The organism is Acidisarcina polymorpha (genome assembly GCF_003330725.1).
In the GTDB taxonomy this organism is placed as follows: domain Bacteria; phylum Acidobacteriota; class Terriglobia; order Terriglobales; family Acidobacteriaceae; genus Acidisarcina; species Acidisarcina polymorpha.
Window position 1 is genome coordinate 1,845,251 of the sequence record NZ_CP030840.1, and the last position, 22,415, is coordinate 1,867,665.

Below are 22,415 nucleotides of genomic sequence, written 5' to 3' on the forward strand. Positions count from 1 at the left end.
GCAGCCTCCGCGTCAGCTATCGTCTGGCACGGGACGAAGGAAGCGCATGAAGTTCAGGAAAGTCGGTCAGGTTCTTCTGGCCCTAGTTGTGTCTGTTGGTCTCGGTATTGGAGTAACTTCGTGCAGCAACAGTTTCACCGTTGGCTACCTGTACGTCACCGGCTCGCAATATAACCAGATCTCCGGTTTTAACATCAACAACGAGACCGGCAAGCTCACCCCTGTCAAAAAGTCGCCTTTCGGCTCCAACGGGACAAATCCAGTCCGTGCGTTGGTGCTCTCCGGCGGTCGCTTCCTCTACGTCCTCAATCAGGGCACTTTTACCTATAACAGCGACGGCACGACGACGGGCACTGCCAGCAACGTTTCACTCTTTCAAATCGGTGGAGATGGCACCCTTACCTTTCAGGCCAGCTACGCCTCCCAGGGAAACAACTCGCTGTCGATCCTCACCGACACCAGCGGATCTCACCTGTATGTCCTGGACAATTACGGGACTTTCAACACCGGTGGCAGCGGAGGGTTGCTTCCCATCAATTCAACCACGACGCAGACGGCGAATACGCCTTGTCTCAACGCCGCGGATGGAAGATATTACCCCACCGGTGATATCAGCGCATATCAAATTGATCCGACTACCGGACGTCTCTCGCTGATTACCAACCAGCAGGTCGGCAATCCGACCGGACCCGGTCAGCTTACCTATTTTCCGATTGGCTGCTTCCCTACCGAGTTCAAGCTGGTGGGCGGCTTTATCTTTACCATTCAGCAGGGCAGCACCAGCAACAACGATGTGCAGAGCGTCTTCTCCTACTCGCAGAGCACGACCAATGGGCAATTGACCTTGACCCAGAACGCGCCGCTGCAGACCAATGCTGCGCACCTCACTTACATCAACAGCGATCCGACCGGCAAGTATGTCTACCTGCTCGATGCCGGGCCGGTTGCCTGTATGGACACAAACGGAGTTTCGGCCCCCACCCAGATATTGCCTTATACGGTAACTACGGGCGGGACCCTGGCGACGCTGAGCACCGGCAACATCTGCAATGACCCTACGGCCGTCGGTCCCTCCCTTCTCATTACCGACAGCAAAACCAAGTTCCTCTATGTCGCCAATAGCGGGAACACCTCGATGACTCAGCCATTCAGCGAGATCTCGGCGTTCACTATCGACCCGACCTCGGGCAGGCTCCAGTTCATCGCCGGTGAACCATTCAAGAATGTCGGCTCCGGACCCCGGTGCATGTTGGAGGATCCTTCGAACCAATTCATCTATACCGCCGGCTTCAATGACAGTACGGTCGTCGGCAATATCATCGATACCAATGCCGGTGTCCTTAACCCGCTTCGCGTCGCGACCAGCTACCCAACCGTGGGTAATCCAACCTGGTGCGCCGCCAGCGGCCGTACCCAGTAACAGCCAAGAAGGATTTGCCTCACACGGCCCGCATGTAAGCGGGCCGTGCCTTATCTAGACGATTCGACGACACCTGGCTAGCCGAAAGCTCTTTGAGCTTTTACAATTCAACCTGGGAGTAATCCCGAAATAGTTCCGCTGCAACGGCAGCCCCGCTCCAGCACTGGTGGTCCGGGACGAAGGAAGCGCATGAAGTTCAGGAAATTCGGGCGGGCCTCGCTGGCCGCTGTTGTGTCCCTTGGTATGGCGGCAGGGATCTCCGCATGTGGTGTCAGCAACACGATCGATTACGTCTTCGTCACCAATTCCAAAAATAATCCGGGACAGATCAACGTCTACTACGCGGATTCGGAATCCGGCGCCTTGACCCAGATTCCCGACTCTCCCTATATGACGTCCTATAGGAATCCCGTGGCTCTGGTGACGTCACCCAATTTCAAGAACCTGTATGTAATCTTCCACGATGACAACACCATCGTTCAGTACAGTATCGGCACCGACGCGAAGCTCTATCCGCAGCATACCTACAACACGCCCGGTACTTTTCCGAACGCCGTCGCCATCAACACCGCTGGAACATTGCTCTTCGTCACCGACACCTATCAGCCGCAATACACCGCTGCGAACCCAGGCCCTGGGGCGGTGATCGTTTATCCGATCAATACCGACGGCAGCCTTGGCGCTCCTGTCGCCAACGGCAATCTTTCGTACTACCCATTGAGCACTACATTGACCAACGTTTTGAATCCAGTCGCGGTCAATTCGCTCACCCAGAATCCCGTAAATGCAACCTCGCCCGGCGCGTCTTATATCTACGTTGCGAATGCGAACGCTTCGACCGGCCTGGGAAGCATCTCGGCGTTTGGCGTCGGTTCCGGCGGCGCGCTAACTCCGATAGCGGGCCCGCAATCCGATGGTACTTTCGCCGCTGGCACGACGCCCAGTGCCATCGCCAGCACGCCACGCGGACTCTTCCTCTACGTAACCGATAGCGCGAACAATCAGCTCATCAGTTATACAGTGCAGTCCTCTGGTGCAATTATTCCTTCTCAGAATGGTCCCACCCGCACCGATGTCTTTCCGGATGCCATCACCATCGACCCCCGAGGCCAGTTCATCTACGTCGCCAATTACACCGGCAACGACATCAGTGCCTATACGATCAATGTCTCTACCGGGTATCCCACGGGAGTGGCTGCAGCCGGCACCTACGGGGTCGGGACCGGCCCCACCTGCGTCTTTGTCGAGCCGGCGCTGGGCCGCTACGTCTACACCACCAACTTCCTCGATAACACCGTCTCCGGATTGCACCTCGATCCGAATGCCGGAACTCTGACCACGGTACAGAACACTCCGTTCGTCGCCGCCGGGCAGCCGACGTGCATTGCAGCGACACCGCACGGCAATCACGCTATCTCCACACCAACAACTTAATCATTTCGAGCGGCAACAAAAAGCCCTCGCGCTGCGTCAGCGCGAGGGCTTTTCTCTTATGTGTAAATCCAAAGCAGCAATGATCTCCGGGAAAGGTCGCGGGAATGGGTCCCGCCGGCTTTTAAATTGCTGCCGAAGTCAACTTTTCGGTACCGGGACCTCTGGCTGAAATGCGCTGACGTCGCGGCTGTACACTCCGGTCATCGCGTTCCAGCGTATATAGACCAGCTCCTCCAGCATTTTGAGTCCATCCTTCAAATAACTGAGGCGGCTTCGCTCATCATGACCCCAGGTCACCGGGACCTCGCGGATGCTATAGCCGCGCTTGATCGCGATGAACAGCAGTTCCGGGTCAAATCCCCAGCGTTCGATCCGCTGCAGCTGAAAGACCGTGTAAGCGACATCACGACGGAACGCCTTAAATCCACACTGGGTATCTGCGAAGGGCAGCCCCATGACGAAGCGGGTGACGGCATTGAAGCAGCGGCCGAACATCTGGCGGTAGAAAGGTTGATGCTTGGTTTGTCTTCCCCGGTCGAGCCAGCGTGAACCGATAGCAATATCCGCCCCGTCGCGAATGGCCGCAAACAGTCGCTCGGCCTCTTCGATCGGCGCTGAAAGGTCGGCATCGGTAAACATGAGGATGTCGCCTGCAGCATGGAGCATTCCGTTGCGCACGCTATATCCCTTGCCGCAATTGGAGGGGTTTTCGATCATCCGGATGATGGAATTTTTCGACGCGATCGCGCGAACAATGTCGGCCGTCCCGTCCTTTGATCCGTCATTGACGACGATCACCTCTGCTGGCCACTTTTTCTGTTGAATACACGCCAGCACCTGCTCCAGCGCAGGGCCAATTCGCGCCCTCTCGTTGTAAGCCGGGATGATGATACTCAATGTGGGTTCCGAAGTCATAGTTCCTCTGGCGCATGCTCAGCGATTGAATCAAACCCGCTGCTCTTATTTAGACAACCAATTGCAGCACCCGAAAGACAAATGTCTCGACTTTATCGAAATGCCACGCTCGGTTAAACCCTAAGATTGACTCATAGATGCTACACTCCCGGCTATGAATGAACAACAGAAGCGTTCCACCTGGTTCTGGGTCCTGATCGGCGGCTCCCTTTTCGCCCTATTCTTGGCGGTCGTTGTCGGTCTGGCCTATGCCATCGTTCACACTGCCAGCGGCGGCCAGATGCCGTCGCTTGGCGCTGGACTAGGAGCTGGCGGCATCGGCGTCATCGACGTAGATGGAGTAATTCTGAACGCTGAGACGCCGGTCGACCAGCTACGTAAGTTCGCGGACGACAACTCCATCAAGGCCATCATTTTGCACATTGACTCCCCGGGAGGTGGCGCGGCCGCCTCCCAAGAGATCTACGAAGAGGTTCGTCGCATTCGCAGCGAGAAAAAGAAGCCGATTGTTGCCAGCATTGAAAGTGTGGGCGCGAGCGGCGCCTACTATATTGCGGCCGGCACCGGCAAAATCTATGCCAATCGAGCCAGCATCGTTGGCAGCATCGGCGTCATTATGGAATACACCAACTACGGCGATCTACTCAAATGGGCAAAGCTGAAGAACGTCACCATCAAGGCGGGCGAACTAAAGGACGCCGGATCCCCAACTCGCGACCTTACTCCGAAGGAGGCAGCATATATGCAAGGCCTGGTCGACAATATGCACACCCAGTTCATTGAGGACGTTGCTGCCGGGCGTTCCCAGACTGCGGCCCAGATCCAACCGCTGGCGACTGGCCAGGTGTGGACAGGCCAGCAGGCGCTCCCCCTTCACCTCATCGACTCGATCGGCAGCTTCCGGGACACTCTGCTGGCTACCGCCAAACAAGTCGGTATCTCAGGCGAGCCCCAGGTGGTAAAACCCGTGAACAAGCGTAAAACTCTGCTCGATGCTCTTACCAGTCCGGGCGATCTCTTTCCAGGCCCAGAAAAACTGCTGGAAAGGAACGTGGGCTTCTATTTCCTGTGGCGGTGATGCCGTAGAGACCTGAAACCGACGTCGCCCGGTAGCGCATGAAATCGACTTGCGAGATGACAGTCCCCGGCCTTCATTTTCCTCGTCTCCTTTTAATTTGCTGCATCTATTCAGGTTGTGCGGAAAATACCGTATTCTTGACAAAGATTCGGAGAGCATTCAGCTATGACTAAGGCAGACTTGGTGGAGGAAGTGACGCAGCTCGGCAACCTCACCCGCCGCGACGGTGAAGTCATTGTGGACACCATCTTCGATTCCGTGATCGGGGCACTCAGATCGGGAGACAAAATCGAAATCCGCGGCTTCGGCAGCTTTCGCATCCGTCAGCGCAAGCCACGTATCGGTAGAAATCCGAAAACCGGGGCAAGAGTGGATGTCCCGGCGAAGCGCGTTCCCTATTTCAAGCCGAGTAAAGAACTCCGCGATCTGGTCAACCCTAAAGCTAAAGAGTGAGCCTGCAAAGCCCAAATAAGCATGCGCTGGCCCAAACTCGAGACCAATCAGATCATTCGGCCAGCATTCCGATAGCCGCCATCATCCGGCCAGTCGTGCCGTGTTCGGCACGGTAAGAGAAAAACCGGTCAGTCCGGCAGCGCGTGCATTCGGTGAGGTTGTGAATCTCCTCGGCACGGACGCCTGCCGCAAGGAGTTGTTGCCGATTCGCCTCCACCAGGTCAAGCTTGAGCCCATCTGACCAACTGAACAGCGCCTCTGCATAAGAAAACTTGGCCGCGAAGTGTCGTTTGACTTCTGCGCCCACCTGAAAGCAGCATTTTCCGATGCCAGGGCCGATGGCTGCGGTGAGGTCCTCCGGCACGCTGCCGAACTCCGTCCCCATCTCCCGAATGCCCCGCTCGACAATCCCCTTAAGCGTCCCTCGCCACCCGGCATGAAACGCGCCCACCGCGTGCTGCTTTCGATCCACCACCAGCACGGGTAGGCAGTCCGCGGTCTGAATTCCCAACAAGAGTCCCGGCTCGCGGGTGATCAATCCGTCGCCCCACAACACGGCTCTATCCGCGGCGTCCAACGCGGCGACCCGGCGTACCAGGGAGGAATGCATCTGCTTCAGCGTGACCATGCCAAACGGCTTATCGGGAATAGCGGCAGCGCTTCCATGGCCGGAACTCAGCAGCAACGCCCGCGAAAAAAGATTTCGGTTCTCGATGACGGCTGCAGCATTATCACTCGCAGTAAAGCCGAGATTCAGTTCGCCGGTATCCGGTTTTTCGGGCAAGAGCCGGCTAACCCCGCCGCTCCTGGTACTGAAGCCATGCCGCAGCCAGTGAAGGCTTTCCCATCCAACAACGCGAAGTATCTCGGGTGAACGCCCGTTTGAAATAGGGTCAACACGAGCCATTGAAGCCGGCGCGGCTAAAGCGCTCGAAGAGGGGAAGTCTGAACTCAAAACGATCCGCCAATCTGATGGCGCCGGGATCGGGGAAGAGGCTCTCGCCGGTAGGATCTGGTTTTCATGCATCCCGGTAGAGCTATCGGGCCCGCTTTCCAGCGGGCCCGCTCCAGAGGTATTAGGGAGGATAACCTAGACTTGCAGTGAGGGAGTTCGCCTTCGGCGAACCATCGGTGAAGAGATACAACGATGTTACGGTTGGAAAGAACTTTGAAATACCCCTGCTTGTATCTTTACATGATGCACTTGTCCCTCCGAAAGGATGTCATCCTTGTGAGAAAGATTTCATTTAACTGATTTCTCGTTCTTTTTACCGCTTTGTGGCTTTAAGGAGCATAGCTGCGTGCGGCGATAGGACGACATGCAGGTGATCCGCCTTGCCTTCTTCTCTTCGCCGCCAGAGATCTCTCACCTCGTAACTACTCCCTTGAAGCCCCAACTCTGCCCATGAATGGTCGTAAGTGCGTTCAACATTGCTGGAGTTTACAACGGCGATGTAATGACTGCGACCATCTTCGCCAGCCGCGATCCATAGCACTTCTTTCTCATTAGTAATGATCGGCCGATTACCTTGGGAATGCTGGTCCACTTCAATTACTTCGGGATTGGTGAGTAGCCCCAGGGTCGCTGGATCCGTCGCGGTTAAATTTGCCCCAATCATTAACGGCGAGCGGAAGATGCACCAGAACGTCAGCAGGGTTCGGGCTTCATCCTCAGTGAACATCGAATTGCGCACATCACCCTCTCCCGGATGCGGGCCGAGATGGCCAATCGGAAGCATGTCAGCGTCTGCCCAATGTCCATCGCCGGTGTGCGGCGCCCAATCGGCAGCGTTCTTGAATTGCTGCAGCAAGCCCTGGGAGAACTCATGCTTCGGCCAAACTCCCCAGTGGTCCCAGAAGTCGTCAGAGATTCGCCACATCTCGGCATACTTCCTCACTTCGTCGGCGTGACTTACATTTGTCGGCCCAGGAGAAAGACTCAAAACGATGGGTCTGCCCGTCTTGTTTAAAGCCTGCCGGATCATACGGATCTCGTCGCCTTTGTAGGGATGGTCAGCGATGCAGTCGACCTTGATAAAATCGACACCCCAGCCGGCGTACTGCTTGGCCAGAGAGTCGTAGTACGCTTGTCCGGCAGCATTGTCCTTCACCCCGTAAGCGTATGTGTTCCAGGGGCAGGTGTCGGACTGGTCGGCGGCGTCGGTAGCGTGGAAGCTGGTTCCGGCGATCGGGAGGTTCCTGGCGACTGCCTCCTTCGGAATTCCACGCAGGATGTGAATCCCGAATTTCAGACCCTCAGCGTGGAGGTAGTCGCCCATAGGCCTGAAGCCGACTCCGTCGGCCGCCGAGGGAAACCGCACTAGCGAAGGCAGAAACCGGCCCTCGGGATCCATCACAAAGCCTTTGTTCTCTTGAGTGCTCGGGCCGGGATCGGGAAGATACCATCCCTCATCGATGACAACGTAGTTCCATCCAAACTGTTTAAGGTTCTTTGCCAGGAAATCGGCGTTCTCCTTCACCTGGGCCTCGGTGATGTTTTGCGCATATGCGTCCCAACTATTCCACCCCATGGGCGGAGTGGGAGCAAGCAGCGGGTTTGGAGGCTGAGAAAGCGCGGCAACCGCGACAATGAAGCACGTCACTGGAGTCAAAACCCAAGAGTAAACCCGACCTTTGGCACGCATGCCAACCCTCCAGAATGTTCGCCTGCCTGCTGATACGGGCCGCAGTTACCCATGAACGCGTTGCCTACCTACGGCAGACCGGCACCGGTCAGCTCCTGCTACTTTCCAACTGTTTCGAAGAAACGAATCACCGACTCAATGCCTCGATAGAAATTGGCCAGGTGAAATTTCTCATTTGGCGCGTGAAGATTGTCATCCGGCAGGCCGAAGCCCATCATAATACTAGGGATCTTCAAGTGCCGCTCAAAATCCCCAACGATTGGGATCGACCCACCAGAGCGAATGAATACAGTCTCCGCGTGCCACACTTCATGCAGCGCTTCGGTGGCGGCTTGAACATAAGCGTTCGCGGTGCCAATCACCAGCGGCTCTCCTGAATGGATCAGCCGGACATCGAGCGTGATTCCGCTCGGTGCGAGCGATTCGACATAAGCCTTGTAACGCTCGAAGCTCTCAGCCGCAGTCATCTCCGGTACCAGCCGCATCGAAACCTTCGCAACTGCTTTGGCAGGGATGACCGTCTTCGCACCGGCGCCAATAAATCCGCCTGGCATTCCGTGCACATCGAGCGTCGGTCGGGCCCAGGTACGTTCGAGGACTGAATAGCCAGATTCGCCGGTGAGCACTGGAGACCCTACCTCGGTCCTCCGGTACTCTTCTTCATTAAAAGGCAGCTTTTCCCATGCGGCCAGCTCGGCGGCTGAGGGCGTGGCAACCCGATCGTAGAACCCAGGAATCAGGATCCGGCCACTGGCGTCTTTGAGCTGCGCAATGATCTGCGCAAGCGCGATGAATGGATTCGGCGCCGCCCCGCCGTAGATACCCGAATGCAAATCGGTCTTTGCGCCTCGCGCCTCGATCTCGGTATAGATCATGCCCCGCAATCCCACACACAGGGTCGGCAAACCCAGCGCAAACATCTCAGTATCGGATATCAGGGCAAAGTCCGCTTTGAGCCGCTCCGGATGTTCGCGCACAAAACTGGCAATCGATTCGCCCCCGACCTCCTCCTCGCCTTCCAGAATGACTCGCACGTTCAGTGGTAGCTTCCCGTCCGCAGCTAGCAGAGATTCCAGGGCTTTGACGTGGATATACATCTGGCCCTTATCGTCTACTGCGCCGCGAGCATAGATATTGCCGTCCCGCTCAGCCGGTTCGAAGGGCGGTGAGATCCACTCATCCAGAGGATCGGGTGGCTGGACATCATAGTGTCCGTAGGCCAGGCAAGTCGGCTTGCCCTCGGCATGAAGCCAGTCCGCATAGACAAGTGGATGATTTAACCCGCCTTTGGTCGGAACGTCGATTAGTTCGACATGCTCCATGCCGATCCGTTTCAGCTCGGCGGCTAAAACTTCAGCAGCATGGCGAACATCGCCCTCGTGCTCGGGGAGCGTCGAGATCGAGGGAATGCGAAGCAGCGACTTCAACTCCGCAAGAAAGCGCGGTTGGTTCGCTTGTGAATAACTGACCGCCGCAGATACGTCGCTAGTACTCATAGAAGCTTGATCTCCCTAGTGAATCTACACCAGTGGAATGTCGGCTTTTTCCCGATAAGCCTACATAACCAGTGCCGATACCTTACAGTACCTTTGTTTTTGTACTCAACTGGTCTCTGGCCTCCCCACCTCAGCTCGGCCTCGTCACAGGCCCCCGGTGACCCCGGCCCCGGCGTGCGATTCGAGCTTCTCCAAGCGTCGCTTCAACCACCAGCGAACATCATTCGTATGCGATTCGAAGAGCAGATAATTGCCATACGCAAAGAAAATCGCGGCGACCAGGGGGAGCAGCGCAAGGCACAGGTGAACCAGATCGGCCGGCCATAATCGCTCCCGAAAACACAGCCGCTGCATGAGCAGCAGGAACGGCAGATGAGTGAGATAAAGGGTATAAGACATCTCAGAAAGAAGGACCGCGAGGAGGGCATAGGGTCTCCCTGCGGGAGCGGAAGACAGTGCAACCCAGATCAATGCCATGGCGATCAGGGTGATGACATAATCGGCTGCATATCCATTCAATCGATGAGCACCCGATGCCACTACCGCGAGTAGTAGAGCCATAATGGCTGCGCCACCGATCAGGCGCCGGCTGATCGGAGAGTTGAGCAGACGCTTCCTCGCCAACAACCCGATTGCTACACCCGCCAGCCAGCAAAGGAACAGAGCGGTCACCTGGCTACCGAGAAACCAGCCCGTTCCGGCAAGCAATAGGAGACAGAAGAGCCAGCCAGAACGGCGCACCAGCGTCAAAGCGAGAAACGGAAAGACGACGTAATACCAGAACTCGCAACTCAGGCTCCACAGCGGCGAATTGGAACCGAACCATCCGGTATGAATGTTCTGCAGGAAGAAGAGGCTGCCGAAGAAATCCCGAAACGAGTCGAAGTGTGCCGTGGCGAAGCCCGCTTCAGACAGATCGTTGAAATACGCCCAGCGGCTTACCGGATTGATTCGTCCAATCCAGTCGAAGACCGCCGTCAGCAGCAACGCCGGGATAAGGACGACATAGAGCCGGCTCAAGCGATTCAGCAGATATTCTCGCCAGGACCAACGCCCTTGCGCAATTGCATTGAGCACCGACATGCCGACCAGATACCCACTCAGGACGAAAAAGAAGATCACCGCCGCCCGGACCAGATAGTGGTCAATATAAAGGAATTTGACCAGGAGCCCGGAACCCGCCTGATGATACGGCACAAAGAAGGTCTGGCGAATGTGGGTGCAGACAACGCTCACCGCCGCCAGCCCCCGCATGGCGTCCAGATGGACGTTACGTCCTGGCCGAGGCGGAGAGGCCTGCATGGGATTCAAGGAGAGGGGTTCCACCATTGCAGCCATCCCGTGCGTCGGAATTCCGGGCCTGTCAACACTGTCTCGCTCGCAAACGGCACCCCACCGCGCAAAACTTTAGTAGCGAGGCACTTGAGGATCAATCTCACGCGACCAGGCGTCAATGCCTCCACGCAACGATTGCACCTTTTCGAGACCCTGATTGCGGAGCCATACAGCCACGTTCATCGAGCGCACGCCAGCATGGCAGATGGTCACAATGTGGTCTTCGGGATCGAACTCCTGAAGGCGGCCCGGAATCTCCCCCATCGGCACCAGCACACTGCCTTCAATCTTGGCGGTTGCGTATTCCCAGGGCTCACGCACGTCGAGCAACACCAAGTCCGGCGGTTTACCCGCGGAAATCTTGGAGGATAATTCAGTGGTAGAAATTTCAACATCCAGCATATTTCTGAGGATACACACCATCTTCATGAAAGAAGTAGGGTCGTTCGACACCAGCGGCCATTCAAGGGCCGCCCTATGTGCGTGGCTTCAGGCAGAGACTTCCGCGGCGTGGTCGACCGGCCTAACGTTCTCAAGCTCGCAGGACCAGCATCGTCAGGACAAGCACAGGCCAAGTATGCCCGGATGTCAGCCATTTGAGAGCTCGAGTGAGGCTCCCCCTGCCACCGGCAAACCACCGTTCTGTTCCGACCGGATGCTCTTCCGGGAATAGTCGCAAACCAACAACGTCAAGTCATCGTCCTGGGTGACTGACCACTGCTGCACCGTAGAGAGGATAAGCTCGACCGCTTGCGACTGTGGCAAACCGGCGCTCTTCTGCAGCAGCGCCTGTAGACGTTTCTGGCCAAACTCCTCCTTGGCTTCATTGGCTGCTTCGAGGATGCCGTCCGTATAAAGCAGCAGACGGTCGCCCGGCTGCAAACTGCATGCGTGATTGCTGTAGCCTGAAAAGGTAAATGCGGCGAGCATTAACCCGTTTTCCTCTATCTCTACCACTTCCCCATTGCGAAGCAAAAGCATCGGAGGATGGCCGGCCGCTGAATAACGCAATTCTCCCGTCTTCGCATCGAGGTGGACATAGGCGGCGGTAATGAACTGCTGCTGGGTGTTGCCGCAAAGCGAGAGGTTCATACCTCGCAGCAACTCCGCTGGATCGCGAACATTGTCTCGTTGCGAGCTGGCTGCCAGTTTTACCATAGAAGCGATCAGCGCTGCTGGTACCCCATGCCCGGAGACGTCAGCGATCAGGAGGCCGGCTTCCCGGCTGTCGGAGATCAGAAAATCATAAAAGTCTCCGGCAACTGAGGTCATCGGAAGATACCGGGCGGTGACACTGAAATCAGTGGATTCAGGAAAATTGCCGGGAAGAATGGACAACTGGATCCGCTTTGCAATCTCAAGTTCTTTCTGGATTTCACCGAACTGTGCCTCCCGCTCGACAGTCTGGCGGGCGGCGACATAGCCCAGGCAACCAAGAAAGACAGCGAAGCCGTAAGGTTCGACCCTCTGGTAGCGGTGCAATAAGCCGCTGATGTTTCCATAAATCACAAAAGCGGCAAAGACCAGCAAGCCTCTCCGAATGACGATGAAGTCTGGGGTAGCATTTCGCCGCCCGAAAGAGAGGACGACTCCCGCAATCGTCGCCATAATCACGATGGTGTCGTTGATGAGGTCGAGCTCAGACCGCGATACTCCCAGCAAAGCCGCGACAAACAGCGCCAGAAAGATTGCCGCTAGCAGAGGGACTAAAATCCGGGAGAAACGAGTGAGAAATCCGGCTTCGCGGAAGAAGAAAAAGGCGGGGATCGGCACCAGATAGCCGATCGCTACCTCGAGATTTAAAAAAAAGGAAGTGTGAGGCAGCTCGAACCGGATCAGACCAGTGTCTGTCCATAGGCGGGTACCGTAGAGGAAAGCGAACAGCGCCAGCCAAAGGAGCAGCGGATCCAATCGCCTGCGCAGCAGAGAGAACCCCGCAGCCACAATGCCGACGGTTACGAACGCCGATCCCAAAAACAGATACACTTGATCTTGGTGAATGCTCCGTAGAATCTCGCTGGCCGAATATTGTGGGTCGGGTGCGTTCATGCGACCCGATCTTAAACCATTTGTCAGCCTTGAATCGCCACGGCCGCGGATCAGTCCTGCTCACTCCGTGATACAAGTAGACAAACACCACACGCAGGGCCGCTCAGGAAAAACCATTCCATGGGAAATCAAGAAAAAGTCCTCATTGTCGAAGACGAACTCCACGCCTTGGTAGGTTTGGCTGAACTCGTCACCGGATGGGGTTATCGAACGGAGACCGCAAGGGATGGCGTTGAAGCGCTCGAAAAAACCCAGTCGTGGTCTCCCGGAATCGTCGTCACTGATTTAAAGATGCCGAGGATGGATGGCATCGAACTCCTCGGAAAACTCAGTGAACTGAAGCAAAATCAGGCAGTTATCGTCCTGACCGCGCAAGGCAACATTCAGCGCGCGGTCGAAGCGATGAAGTTGGGGGCCTACGATTTCATCCAAAAGCCAGTAGACGCCACCCGTCTCCGCACCATTTTGGCGAATGCCAGCCGCCAGCGCGACACCGAGCGGGAGCTGGAAATTACCCGCCGCAAGCTGCGGGACACTGGCTTTCTCGGTTCCATGGTCGGAGCCTCAAAGAAAATGCAGCAGACCTTCGCCATGATCGAGCGGGTCGCCCCGAGCAACGTCTCCGTGCTGATTACCGGCGAGAGCGGGACCGGCAAAGAACTGGTTGCACGGACCCTGCATGAGCTCAGTCCGCGTAAACCGAAGCCGTTTGTGGCGGTGAATTGCGCCGCCATCCCGGAAACCCTGATCGAGAGTGAAATTTTCGGTCATGAACGCGGCTCGTTTACCGGCGCGGTTGAACGCCGTGCGGGCTGCTTCGAACTCGCCGAGGAGGGCACGCTGCTGCTCGATGAGATCGGCGAAATGCCTATCGGTACCCAGGCCAAGCTGTTACGCGTCCTTGAGGACCGCAAGCTGCGCCGTCTGGGCAGCAAGATTGAGTCGGACATCGACGTCCGGGTCTTGGCAGCAACCAATAAAGACCCGGAACACGCAGTCGCCGCCGGTGAACTGCGCGGCGATCTCTACTACCGCCTCAACGTCTTCAATATTCATATGCCTCCGTTGCGTGAGCACAAGGAAGACATTCCAGCTATTACTGACGCTATCCTCCGTGATATGAACGTGAAGCATGAGCGTCACGTCAATGGAATCGATGACGAAATGCTATCCCGGCTCCTGGCTTATGATTGGCCGGGAAACGTGCGCGAACTTCGCAACACGGTGGAGCGGGCCGTTATCCTCTGCGGGGAAGGATATCTCAGCGCCCGTGACCTGCCGCCAGGCTTCGGGAGCCGTTCGGTGCTGACCACCCCCGATCCGTCGCCCAATGCAGTTCAGGTGGAAGTGGGGACGACGGTTGATGAGGCCGAGCGGCGGCTCATTCTGAAGACGCTCGAGTCAACCATGAACAACAAAACCCGGGCCGCAGAGATCCTGGGAATAAGCTTGAAGACCATGCACAACAAGCTCAAGGAGTATGGCAACGTTGCGAGCGGCAACGGTACGCTTGGCTCTGAAGGCGACGACTAGCAACAGGCAGATCGAAGGAGGGCGTTTGGCTGCCCTTTCCATAGAGAGGGCGGACAGAGCTCGCATGGATGCGCTGCCAAATCTGTAGTAGTTTCGTAAAACCCCTCCTGCAATCGCTATCGTCTGGTATAAACCGATGTTTTGGGGCGTCGCGCACAGATCAGGCATGCCGTAAGGGTCCAGGCGGCCGCGACAGTTCGTTTGGAGGAGTCGCAGGCAAAATCGTTGCCGCATTTTCATACGTGAGGAATCGACGCTGTCGTGAGACTCAAGACCAAACTCGTGCTTGCTATCACCGGACTGGTGTTCGTGATGGTCACCGTCCTGTCGATCCTGTACTTGAGCCAACTGCTGCATCAGCAGGTGGAGCAGTCCTTTTCCTCCAATGACATTCTGGCTCATCAAATCGTCTTCGCCACCCGGCATGCGCTTGAAATCGGCTTCAAAAACCATCCCGTCGACTCGAAGCATCCCGAGGAACTGCGAAAGTCGGTAGCCGTCTCGCTTCGCGAAGACCAGGGTCTTTCGGCGATGCTGAACTCGGTGATCCGGTATTCGCCGACTGTCTTCGACATCTCGATCGCCGACTGGAATGGCCTCATCCTTGTCAGCACGGATGTCGGGCAGAACGATCAACCGGTTCCCCCTCGCCCGGATTTCTCAGAGATGCGCAATGGCACACTGGTTCATCTCATCCAGGCGGTCTTCGGCAAACCACGGGTGTATGACGTGTCTCTGGGCGCCGAGCGGAATGGCGAACGTGAGCAGAACGGAAAGCCCTTCCTCACTGTCCGCATTGGCATTCGCAGTAGCTTCCTGAGCAACTCCTTCCAGCCATGGCTGATTGGCGCCTTCACCTTTTCAGGAGTGGCAATTCTTGGTGCGCTGCTCGTCTCCGCGTTCGTAGCAAATCTCGCCCTGCAGCCCCTCACCCAGATCAGCGAACGCCTCGATGCATTCGCCCAAGCGGAAATGACGGGAGAATTGGAGAGCGGCTACTCGAGCGATGCAGTCGTCCAGGTGTCCTACAAAATTGAGCGTCTGGGCCGGCGCATGCGGAATGTCGAAGAGGTCTTCTCCGCGCTCAAGGAGAATCTCGACCAGATCATGACCAATCTCGAAGACGGCATCCTGCTCTTCACCCGGGATGCGCGTGCCGTGCTGGTCAGCGACTCGGTGGAACGCTTTCTCGGTATGGGAAGGAACCAGATTCTCGGCGTCGAGATACACGAAATCTTCGATCGAACCACGGTGCTCGGCTCGACGGTTCGGGACGCCTTCGACGCCGGCGTTTCGATCGTTCAAGAAGAAATCACCACGGAGACCGGGCGGCGCGTCCAGATCTCCCTCGATTTTATCCACGACGATCATCAGGCCGACCGCCGCCAGACCCTGGGAGCGCTCCTCACTTTGCACGATCTCGAATCCGTCAGGGAAATCGAGAGCGAACTGGAGCTGTCTCGCAGAATGGCGGCGATCGGGAGGCTCACCTCCGGGGTGGGCCACGAGGTCAAAAACCCGATCAACGCGATCGTTGTCCATCTCGAGCTTCTACGCAACAAACTAGACGGCTCCGATGATCGAGCGCTTCGCCATCTCGAGATCATCCAGAGCGAGATCCAGCGGCTGGACCGGGTAGTACAAACTTTGGTCGACTTCTCCCGCCCGGTCGAGTTGCAATTGCAGGAACAGGATCTTCGCGAGGTTGTCTCCAGCGTGCTTCTGCTTGCGTCGGCCGAGTTTGAGACCCGCGACGTTCAGGTAACCAGCCTGTTGCCCGACAGTCCGGTGCTGGCAAAGATCGATTCCGATTTGATGAAGCAGGCCCTTCTCAACGTAGTTCTAAATGGCGCGCAGGCCATGGCCGACGGTGGAAAGCTGGAAGTCAAGCTGAACGCTGACGGCCGGATCGCCACCATCAGCATCCGCGACCACGGCGAAGGTATCCCCGAGGAGATCCGCCAGAAGATCTTCGATCTGTACTTTACGACCAAGCGGGACGGAAGTGGGATTGGCTTAGCCATGACTTATCGGATTCTTCAACTACATAATGGCCAGGTTGACGTACAATCACAGCCTGGGAAAGGTACAACTTTTGTGTTAGCTCTGCCTTTGTCCAATGTCACTGATGTAAGACTGCGCAATTTTCTGCCAACTGGCACGGCGCTCTCTAAGGAGCCGAGAGGATGAACTCCGCGGGCAAACACGCGGTGGTCACGCTGCTCATGATTTCGATCGCGGGTTGCGTGGAGAAGAAGACTACGCCCATTCAGCCGGCCACGGCTCAAGCTCCATCGACAGATGCGGGCAAGCCGGGAGCTTTGTACCCGCCGCCGCTCACATCGACGCAGTCTCAGCCCGAACAGCCACCCCCTCCGCCAGCTCCAGAGGTCGCGGAGACCGAACCAGCGCCTGCACCGGAGCCACCACCCCAGAAGACTAAGAAGCCAACGGGCACCACCCGCAAGCCCAAGCCATCTGCCTCGTCGCCCTCCTCGAAGACCGGTACGAATCCCTCCGACAATGGCGATGCTGCGAGTGCCGCGGCGCAAACGCCTGTCCCCGCTAGTCCGGCACCGCAGAACGAACAATCGCCGACGGTTCTAGCTTCGAGCGGCGAACCCGCACCCGCATCCCCGATTGGTCATCTTTCTACCGGAGATGTCTCCGGACAAACCCAAACGCGCAAGGAGACGGCCGACCTGATCACTGGTACTGAAAACGGTCTCAACGGCATCAAACGGGCGTTGAGTGCACAGGAGCAGGAAACCGCGAATCAAATCAGGGCGTTCCTGACCAAAGCCAAGGCGGCACTCGGAAACGAGGACTTAGACGGCGCTCTTATCCTGGCAACTAAGGCCAAGGTGTTGCTCGACGAGCTTAATAAGACCTAACACGCTCACAATCCACTGCTCCTACCGTTCTCCCCATTTCAACTTGGCCCGCAGAACATCGAAGAAGGCGGGGGGCTTCATTCGCACCAGCTTCACGCAGTATTTCGACCGCCTGCAGTGCAGTTCATCCCCCACCCGTAGCTGCACCGCCTCCTGACCATCCACGGTGAGATAGGTTTGGTCGGGAATGCCTTCTACGCTCACTGACACTTCAGCGTCCCCGCGCACCACGATCGGACGAAGCGTTAGCAGATGTGGACAGATCGGAGTGATCACTAATGCATCAACATCAGGCGCCAGGATCGGTCCGGCAGCAGCCAGCGAATAGGCGGTAGACCCGGTTGGCGTCGCAACGATCACCCCATCCGCACGGAAGGAAGCAGCCAACTGGCCGGCGAGCTTCACGGTGAAGTCGCCCATACGCGCAATCGCGCCCTTCGACACGACGATGTCGTTGAGCGCTTCGTACTCGCTCTCGACCTTACCGTCGCGCTGGATCTCGACATGCAACATCGCGCGCGAATCCATTGTGGAACAGTTCTCGCACCAGGCCTCCAGAGTGGGATACAGATCGGCCAACCGCACTTCAGTCAGGAAGCCTAACGATCCAAGATTCACGCTCAGAATCGGTATGTCCGATTTTGCCAGTGCGCGAGCGGCCGCCAGCAAGGTGCCATCCCCGCCTAGAACGATCGCCAACTCTGGTCCCAGCGCCGCCATTTCGTGGCGCGGTACAACCGGAGCGTCGCGCGTATAGTTGCCACTGACCGGATCGAGAACCGGGTTGAGGCCATGGGCTCGCATCCAGAGAATCAATTCCGGGATCAGAACGCAAAGTTCTTCCTTCTGCGGCTTGGAGAGGATAACGACAGTTCTCATGGAACTCCAGTTTACCCAATGCCCTGCCGCCCTTGATGGGTCCAGCTTCAAAGTGGCTCCGGACTGAACGGAAATGACGCTGCTATGGCCGGCTTACCCGGCGCGACTTAGCGCCTGGGAGGAAATCGGCGGGGAGTGAAATCAGCTGCTACTTGCTCTAGCCTGGCGATGCGGAACCCGTATCTTCTTCGGCTTCACCCGGCCCGTTTAGGAGCGCATGCAACAGAAACTCGCGATTCCCTTCCGCGCCCAGTATCGGCGAATCTATCAAATCGATCTCCCGCCCCGTCAGCCGTTCGAGACAAGCGCGGACCCGGTCGATCGCCAGCTGATGACCTTCGGCATCCCGCACGATGCCACCCTTGCCGACATACTCGCGACCGGCTTCAAATTGCGGCTTGACCAACACGACGATCTCCTGCAACGAACTACCCGCGGCAGCCACGACCGGCGGCAGAACGAGCGTCGCTGAAATGAACGACACGTCCATCGCCACGAAGCTGATACCTGCGGGCAGGTCACCCGGCTTCAAGTGCCGCGCATTGGTCCGCTCCATCAGCGAGACCCGGACGTCGGCTCTAAGTTTTTGTGCAATCTGGCCATAGCCGGTGTCAATTGCAAGCACCGTGGACGCACCATGCTGAAGCATGCAGTCCGTGAATCCGCCAGTCGACGCGCCGACATCCGCACAGAATCTGCCGCTCAAATCCACTTGCCAGTGTTTCAATGCAGCCTCAAGTTTCAGTCCGCCCCGCCCGACATAGAGAGGATCCTCGCCTAACATCCTTAACAAGGCATCTGGAGCGACCGGCGATCCTGGTTTGTCCACTTTCTGCTCATTGACCAGCACTCGTCCTGCGAAGATCATCGCCTGGGCGCGTTCTCGAGTCGCCGCAATTCCGCGCTCGACGAGCAACTTGTCTAGCCGTACCTTCATCTAGTACACCGGATTCACATCAGATTCGCGATCTCTAGAAAGCTATGCTTAAATCTACAGGGACGCGACCGCTCTTTTCTGTGCCGAAGCGGCACAGCTTCTAAATGCCTGAAGACTCTCCAAATCCGCTACCGTCCCCTGCACGTACTAATAGCAGTGACCCGGGGAATTCAAGCTTGGTAGCCGCCAAAGCAGCCGAGGATGCTGCTCTGTTGGCCTTGGTAGGACAGGGAGATCAGCAGGCGATGGCCTCCCTCTTCGATCGTTATTCCGGGATCGTGTATTCGGTCGCATTGCGGGTCTTGAAGGACACCGGGCAGGCCGAGGATGTGATGCAGGAGATCTTCATTCAGGTTTGGAAGAAACCCAGCGCCTTTGTTTCGGGCCGGGGCTCACTCGGCGCCTGGTTGGTGGTTGTGGCCCGTAACCGGGCGATTGATTCGCTGCGTCGCCGCCGGCCGACAGATTCAGTCGACGACGTAGTTCTCGCCGCGTCCACTGATCTTGGGGCAGAGGCGGAACGGAACCACCTGATGGAGAAGGTGCGCGCCTTTCTGCACCAGCTTCCACCAGAGCAGCAAAAGTCTGTCGAACTAGCTTATTTCGAGGGCCTGAGTCACTCGGAGATAGCGGAGAAGACCGGCGATCCACTGGGTACCGTAAAGACGCGAATTCGATTGGCATTGATTTCGTTGAGGAAGGCGATGCACGGAAGTCCCTCCCCAGGCCAGACCGTACAAGGAGAAGCAAGCTAACCGTGAACGTGCAACACATCTCGGAAGAGGACCTGATCCTCTACTCCATGCAGTCGCTCTCGGCGGGCGAAACCGCCACGGCGGAGCTGCATCTGGAGAACTGCACCGAGTGCAGCGCCCGCCTCGCCGAGATTGCCGGAGATCTTGCCCTGCTCGCGCTTAGCGTTCCTCAACAGGCCGCTCCTGCTGGCGCACGCGACCGTTTCCTTAGTCGCATCGCTACCGAGGTCCAAGCCCCTCATCTGAGCAACAGTGCTGCTTCGAGCGCTGAGATGACGCCGGCCCCCTCACCTGTTCTACAGAAGACTGAGCCGCCTACCAATGTTGAAACTCCCGAGGTCGCGAGAGAAGTCAGGCCCAAGCGGAACTGGTTCCCGATCCTCGTGCCATGGGCGGCTGCTTTCGCCATGCTTGCCGTAGCGGGATATCTGGGTTCCAAAAACCAGAAGCTCGAGGAGCTTCTCAATACCGATAAAGGCCAGATCGCCCGGCTTTCTGTCGATTCTGCCCGGGCACAGCAACTCATCGATACGCTTACTTCCCCGGAGGCGAAGCAGGTCACGCTCACCGAAGGAAAAGGAACACCCCCTCCCACTGGTCACACCAGCTATCTCGCCGATCGAGGCGCGCTTGTCTTCGTTGGCAACAATCTCAAGCCAATCCCGGCGAACAAGACGTATGAGCTGTGGATTATCCCCGCCAATGGAAAACCGCCGGTTCCCGCTGGACTCTTCCGCCCTGACGATAAGGGAAGTGCGAGCGTCATTCTCCCCAAACTGCCTGAAGGAGTTCCTGCCAAGGCATTTGGGGTGACCGTCGAGAACGCAGAAGGGGCGACCAGCCCGACTCTGCCGATCGTCCTCGCTGGGGCTGCCGGCCTCTAGATGATTGCGGTCCTAGTCTTGACTCTTGAGACTTGCGAAGTCCGGCCTTTTCTCAACAAAGTCCCTTGAGGCAACCGGGTGCTTGCCCGCGCCGGAAGCGAAATCCTTTGGCGCGTAGTCTGGCCCTGACGGATTATCTCCAGCGCGGACCATCCATCGGCTATAGTCCCGATAACGTACTAACACAGGAAGGAAAAGCTGGAGAGAAGAGAAGGTCCCTTAGCATCCCGTATGGGATGTGCTTGACGACGACTGTACCTCCAAGTGGCTTCCACGAGCAAGGGCTGAGCGTTCGACCATAGCGACACGAGATCTGCCGAAGAGCGCAGTCTCCACTGTACTCAAAATGAAGTCTCAACCAAGTGAAAGGCCGAATCATTATCTACGAGGTCCTTACGGCCTCGACGGCCCAGGTGAAGCGGCTCTTCCACTTGGTGCCGCTGCCTCATAGAAGCAGCGGAAGTCGGTACCGGTCTTGATGATCCCATGAGCCACGCGAGCCATCTTGGCGGCGACGGCGACATACGCCATACGCTTGCGGTCGGCACTGGCAGGATCACGCCGGAGATATCGTTCGAACTTGTCTCGGAAGCTGTTCTCTCGCAGCCTCACAGCCACAGTGGCGGCCATCCAGAAGGCGCAGCGAAGCCGTGCGTTGCCGTATTTCGACAGCTTGGTCGCTCCTCGAAACTGGCCCGACTGCTGAGTCGAGAGATCGAGGCCACAGAACTTGAGGAACTGACGATGGTGATTGAAGCGGCGCAGGTCGCCGGCTTCGGCCAGGATCGTGAGCGCCAGGATAGGGCCGATGCCTGGCATCTGCTGGAGACGCCTGAAGTCGACGTTTTCCTTCAGGTGAAGCGCAGCTCGTTGTTCCAGTTGATCGCGGAGCTGGCAGAGTCGGATCATCTCGCCGAGTACGACGCGGAACATCGCAACGGCCTCTGAGTCCTCAGCAACGGGGATCCCGATGGAGGACTGGGCCGTGCGGTAAATATCCTCTAGCAGCCGCTGTTTACTTACCTTGCGTCCGACGACCGTCCACGCTTGCTGAACGAAGTCTTCCATCGAGAGGCGTGCAATCAGGGCAGGCGTGGGGAAGACCTGAAGGAACGCGAGAAGCCACTCAGAACGCGTGGCATGATAATACCGCTCTATCTCCGGAAAGTAGAGCGGCAGGTAATGGGTCAAGAGCCGATGCTGGGTCCGGGTCTTCTCAAGAGAGATCTGCGCATAGGTGAGCGACAGCTCCTGAAAGTCATGGATCTGGTTCACGAGCGGGTCATGGTAGTGCTGAGTCACGCCGGTCTTGAGCAGATGGAGCAGGACCTGGGCGTCCTTCGGATCGTTCTTGTCCCAGGAGTTATGCATGGCTTCGCGGGTTCGCGCCACAGCGAGGGACGCGATCAGCTCCAGATGGAAACCCTCGGCCTGCAGAAAGTGCGCCAGCGGCCTATGGTAGTTCCCAGTGGCCTCGAAGACGATGCGCACCGGGTGCTTCAAGCCATGAAGAAAGTCGGCAAACAGTCGGAACTCGACTGCGGTGTTGGGCAGGATCAGGCGCTTGCGGCTCTTCCATCCCGGAGCTTCGATCAGGACATCGTGACGGAGCTTGGCAATATCGATCGCTACCAGAACGGTGGACGGTTGAGTAGGCTGGACAAGGGACATGGTTGGTTCTCTCCTAAAAGTGAAAGTAGGCATACGT

19 protein-coding genes are annotated in these 22,415 nt (G+C 57.3%); 9 read left to right on the forward strand and 10 right to left on the reverse strand.

From position 1 onward, the window contains the following. Positions 1-46 precede the first annotated feature (46 nt). The gene (locus ACPOL_RS08020) at positions 47-1,420 is read left to right on the forward strand and encodes a lactonase family protein (protein ID WP_114206589.1); all 1,374 of its coding nucleotides are present in this window, start codon (positions 47-49) and stop codon (positions 1,418-1,420) included. 189 nt (positions 1,421-1,609) lie between these two features. Continuing rightward, on the forward strand, positions 1,610-2,854 hold the full coding sequence (locus tag ACPOL_RS08025) for a lactonase family protein (protein ID WP_114206590.1): 1,245 nt from the start codon (positions 1,610-1,612) through the stop codon (positions 2,852-2,854). 138 nt (positions 2,855-2,992) lie between these two features. Here the strand turns inward: ACPOL_RS08025 and ACPOL_RS08030 are convergent, their stop codons facing one another. Next, complete coding sequence (locus ACPOL_RS08030) at positions 2,993-3,769, reverse strand: dolichyl-phosphate beta-glucosyltransferase (RefSeq protein WP_114206591.1); 777 nt, start codon at positions 3,767-3,769, stop codon at positions 2,993-2,995. Between the two features lie 154 nt (positions 3,770-3,923). Between ACPOL_RS08030 and sppA the strand changes: the two genes are divergently transcribed. Together sppA and ACPOL_RS08040 are read left to right on the forward strand one after the other, a co-directional pair. Continuing rightward, positions 3,924-4,847, forward strand: a complete 924-nt coding sequence (gene sppA, locus ACPOL_RS08035; RefSeq protein WP_114206592.1) for a signal peptide peptidase SppA — start codon at positions 3,924-3,926, stop codon at positions 4,845-4,847. 165 nt (positions 4,848-5,012) lie between these two features. Then, entirely contained in the window at positions 5,013-5,300 is a 288-nt protein-coding gene (locus ACPOL_RS08040; RefSeq protein WP_114206593.1) for an HU family DNA-binding protein, read from the forward strand. A 52-nt stretch (positions 5,301-5,352) separates the two neighbouring features. On the opposite strand, the gene pgeF is transcribed toward ACPOL_RS08040, so the two are convergent. From pgeF to ACPOL_RS08070, 6 genes are all read right to left on the reverse strand, one after another. Then, a complete protein-coding gene (gene pgeF, locus ACPOL_RS08045) occupies positions 5,353-6,207 on the reverse strand; it encodes a peptidoglycan editing factor PgeF (RefSeq protein ID WP_114210702.1) in 855 nt (284 codons plus the stop codon). Positions 6,208-6,568: 361 nt separating this feature from the next. Continuing rightward, on the reverse strand, positions 6,569-7,945 hold the full coding sequence (locus ACPOL_RS08050; protein ID WP_201759117.1) for a glycoside hydrolase family 27 protein: 1,377 nt from the start codon (positions 7,943-7,945) through the stop codon (positions 6,569-6,571). A gap of 98 nt (positions 7,946-8,043) precedes the next feature. Further along, a complete protein-coding gene (locus ACPOL_RS08055; RefSeq protein WP_114206594.1) occupies positions 8,044-9,441 on the reverse strand; it encodes a dipeptidase in 1,398 nt (465 codons plus the stop codon). A 144-nt stretch (positions 9,442-9,585) separates the two neighbouring features. Further along, a complete protein-coding gene (locus ACPOL_RS08060; RefSeq protein WP_161557253.1) occupies positions 9,586-10,770 on the reverse strand; it encodes an acyltransferase family protein in 1,185 nt (394 codons plus the stop codon). A gap of 78 nt (positions 10,771-10,848) precedes the next feature. Continuing rightward, complete coding sequence (locus tag ACPOL_RS08065) at positions 10,849-11,178, reverse strand: rhodanese-like domain-containing protein (protein ID WP_114206596.1); 330 nt, start codon at positions 11,176-11,178, stop codon at positions 10,849-10,851. Positions 11,179-11,364: 186 nt separating this feature from the next. Continuing rightward, a complete protein-coding gene (locus ACPOL_RS08070; RefSeq protein WP_114206597.1) occupies positions 11,365-12,825 on the reverse strand; it encodes a PP2C family protein-serine/threonine phosphatase in 1,461 nt (486 codons plus the stop codon). Positions 12,826-12,945: 120 nt separating this feature from the next. Between ACPOL_RS08070 and ACPOL_RS08075 the strand changes: the two genes are divergently transcribed. The 3 genes from ACPOL_RS08075 (at position 12,946) to ACPOL_RS08085 (ending at position 17,252) form a co-directional block, all read left to right on the forward strand. Further along, entirely contained in the window at positions 12,946-14,358 is a 1,413-nt protein-coding gene (locus ACPOL_RS08075; protein ID WP_114206598.1) for a sigma-54-dependent transcriptional regulator, read from the forward strand. Between the two features lie 261 nt (positions 14,359-14,619). Beyond that, positions 14,620-16,548: a sensor histidine kinase gene (locus tag ACPOL_RS08080; protein WP_114206599.1), complete on the forward strand. Its 1,929-nt coding sequence runs from the start codon at positions 14,620-14,622 to the stop codon at positions 16,546-16,548. Continuing rightward, positions 16,545-17,252 (forward strand): hypothetical protein, encoded by a 708-nt coding sequence (locus ACPOL_RS08085; RefSeq protein ID WP_114206600.1) that lies wholly within the window; start codon positions 16,545-16,547, stop codon positions 17,250-17,252. The genes ACPOL_RS08080 and ACPOL_RS08085 overlap by 4 nt, the downstream gene beginning before the upstream one ends. A gap of 21 nt (positions 17,253-17,273) precedes the next feature. Here ACPOL_RS08085 and ACPOL_RS08090 read toward each other — a convergent pair whose 3' ends face one another. Then, positions 17,274-18,131, reverse strand: coding sequence for an NAD(+)/NADH kinase (locus ACPOL_RS08090; protein ID WP_114206601.1), 858 nt, complete (start codon positions 18,129-18,131; stop codon positions 17,274-17,276). Between the two features lie 157 nt (positions 18,132-18,288). After that, the gene (locus tag ACPOL_RS08095) at positions 18,289-19,068 is read right to left on the reverse strand and encodes a TlyA family RNA methyltransferase (RefSeq protein WP_114206602.1); all 780 of its coding nucleotides are present in this window, start codon (positions 19,066-19,068) and stop codon (positions 18,289-18,291) included. Between the two features lie 176 nt (positions 19,069-19,244). On the opposite strand from ACPOL_RS08095, the gene ACPOL_RS08100 reads away from it, so the two are divergent. Both ACPOL_RS08100 and ACPOL_RS08105 read left to right on the forward strand, forming a co-directional pair. Further along, positions 19,245-19,823, forward strand: coding sequence for an RNA polymerase sigma factor (locus ACPOL_RS08100; RefSeq protein ID WP_236657320.1), 579 nt, complete (start codon positions 19,245-19,247; stop codon positions 19,821-19,823). A 2-nt stretch (positions 19,824-19,825) separates the two neighbouring features. Continuing rightward, a complete protein-coding gene (locus tag ACPOL_RS08105) occupies positions 19,826-20,707 on the forward strand; it encodes an anti-sigma factor (protein WP_114206604.1) in 882 nt (293 codons plus the stop codon). 393 nt (positions 20,708-21,100) lie between these two features. On the opposite strand, the gene ACPOL_RS08110 is transcribed toward ACPOL_RS08105, so the two are convergent. Further along, positions 21,101-22,378, reverse strand: a complete 1,278-nt coding sequence (locus tag ACPOL_RS08110; protein WP_114205959.1) for an IS110 family RNA-guided transposase — start codon at positions 22,376-22,378, stop codon at positions 21,101-21,103. Between the last annotated feature and the right edge of the window lie 37 nt (positions 22,379-22,415).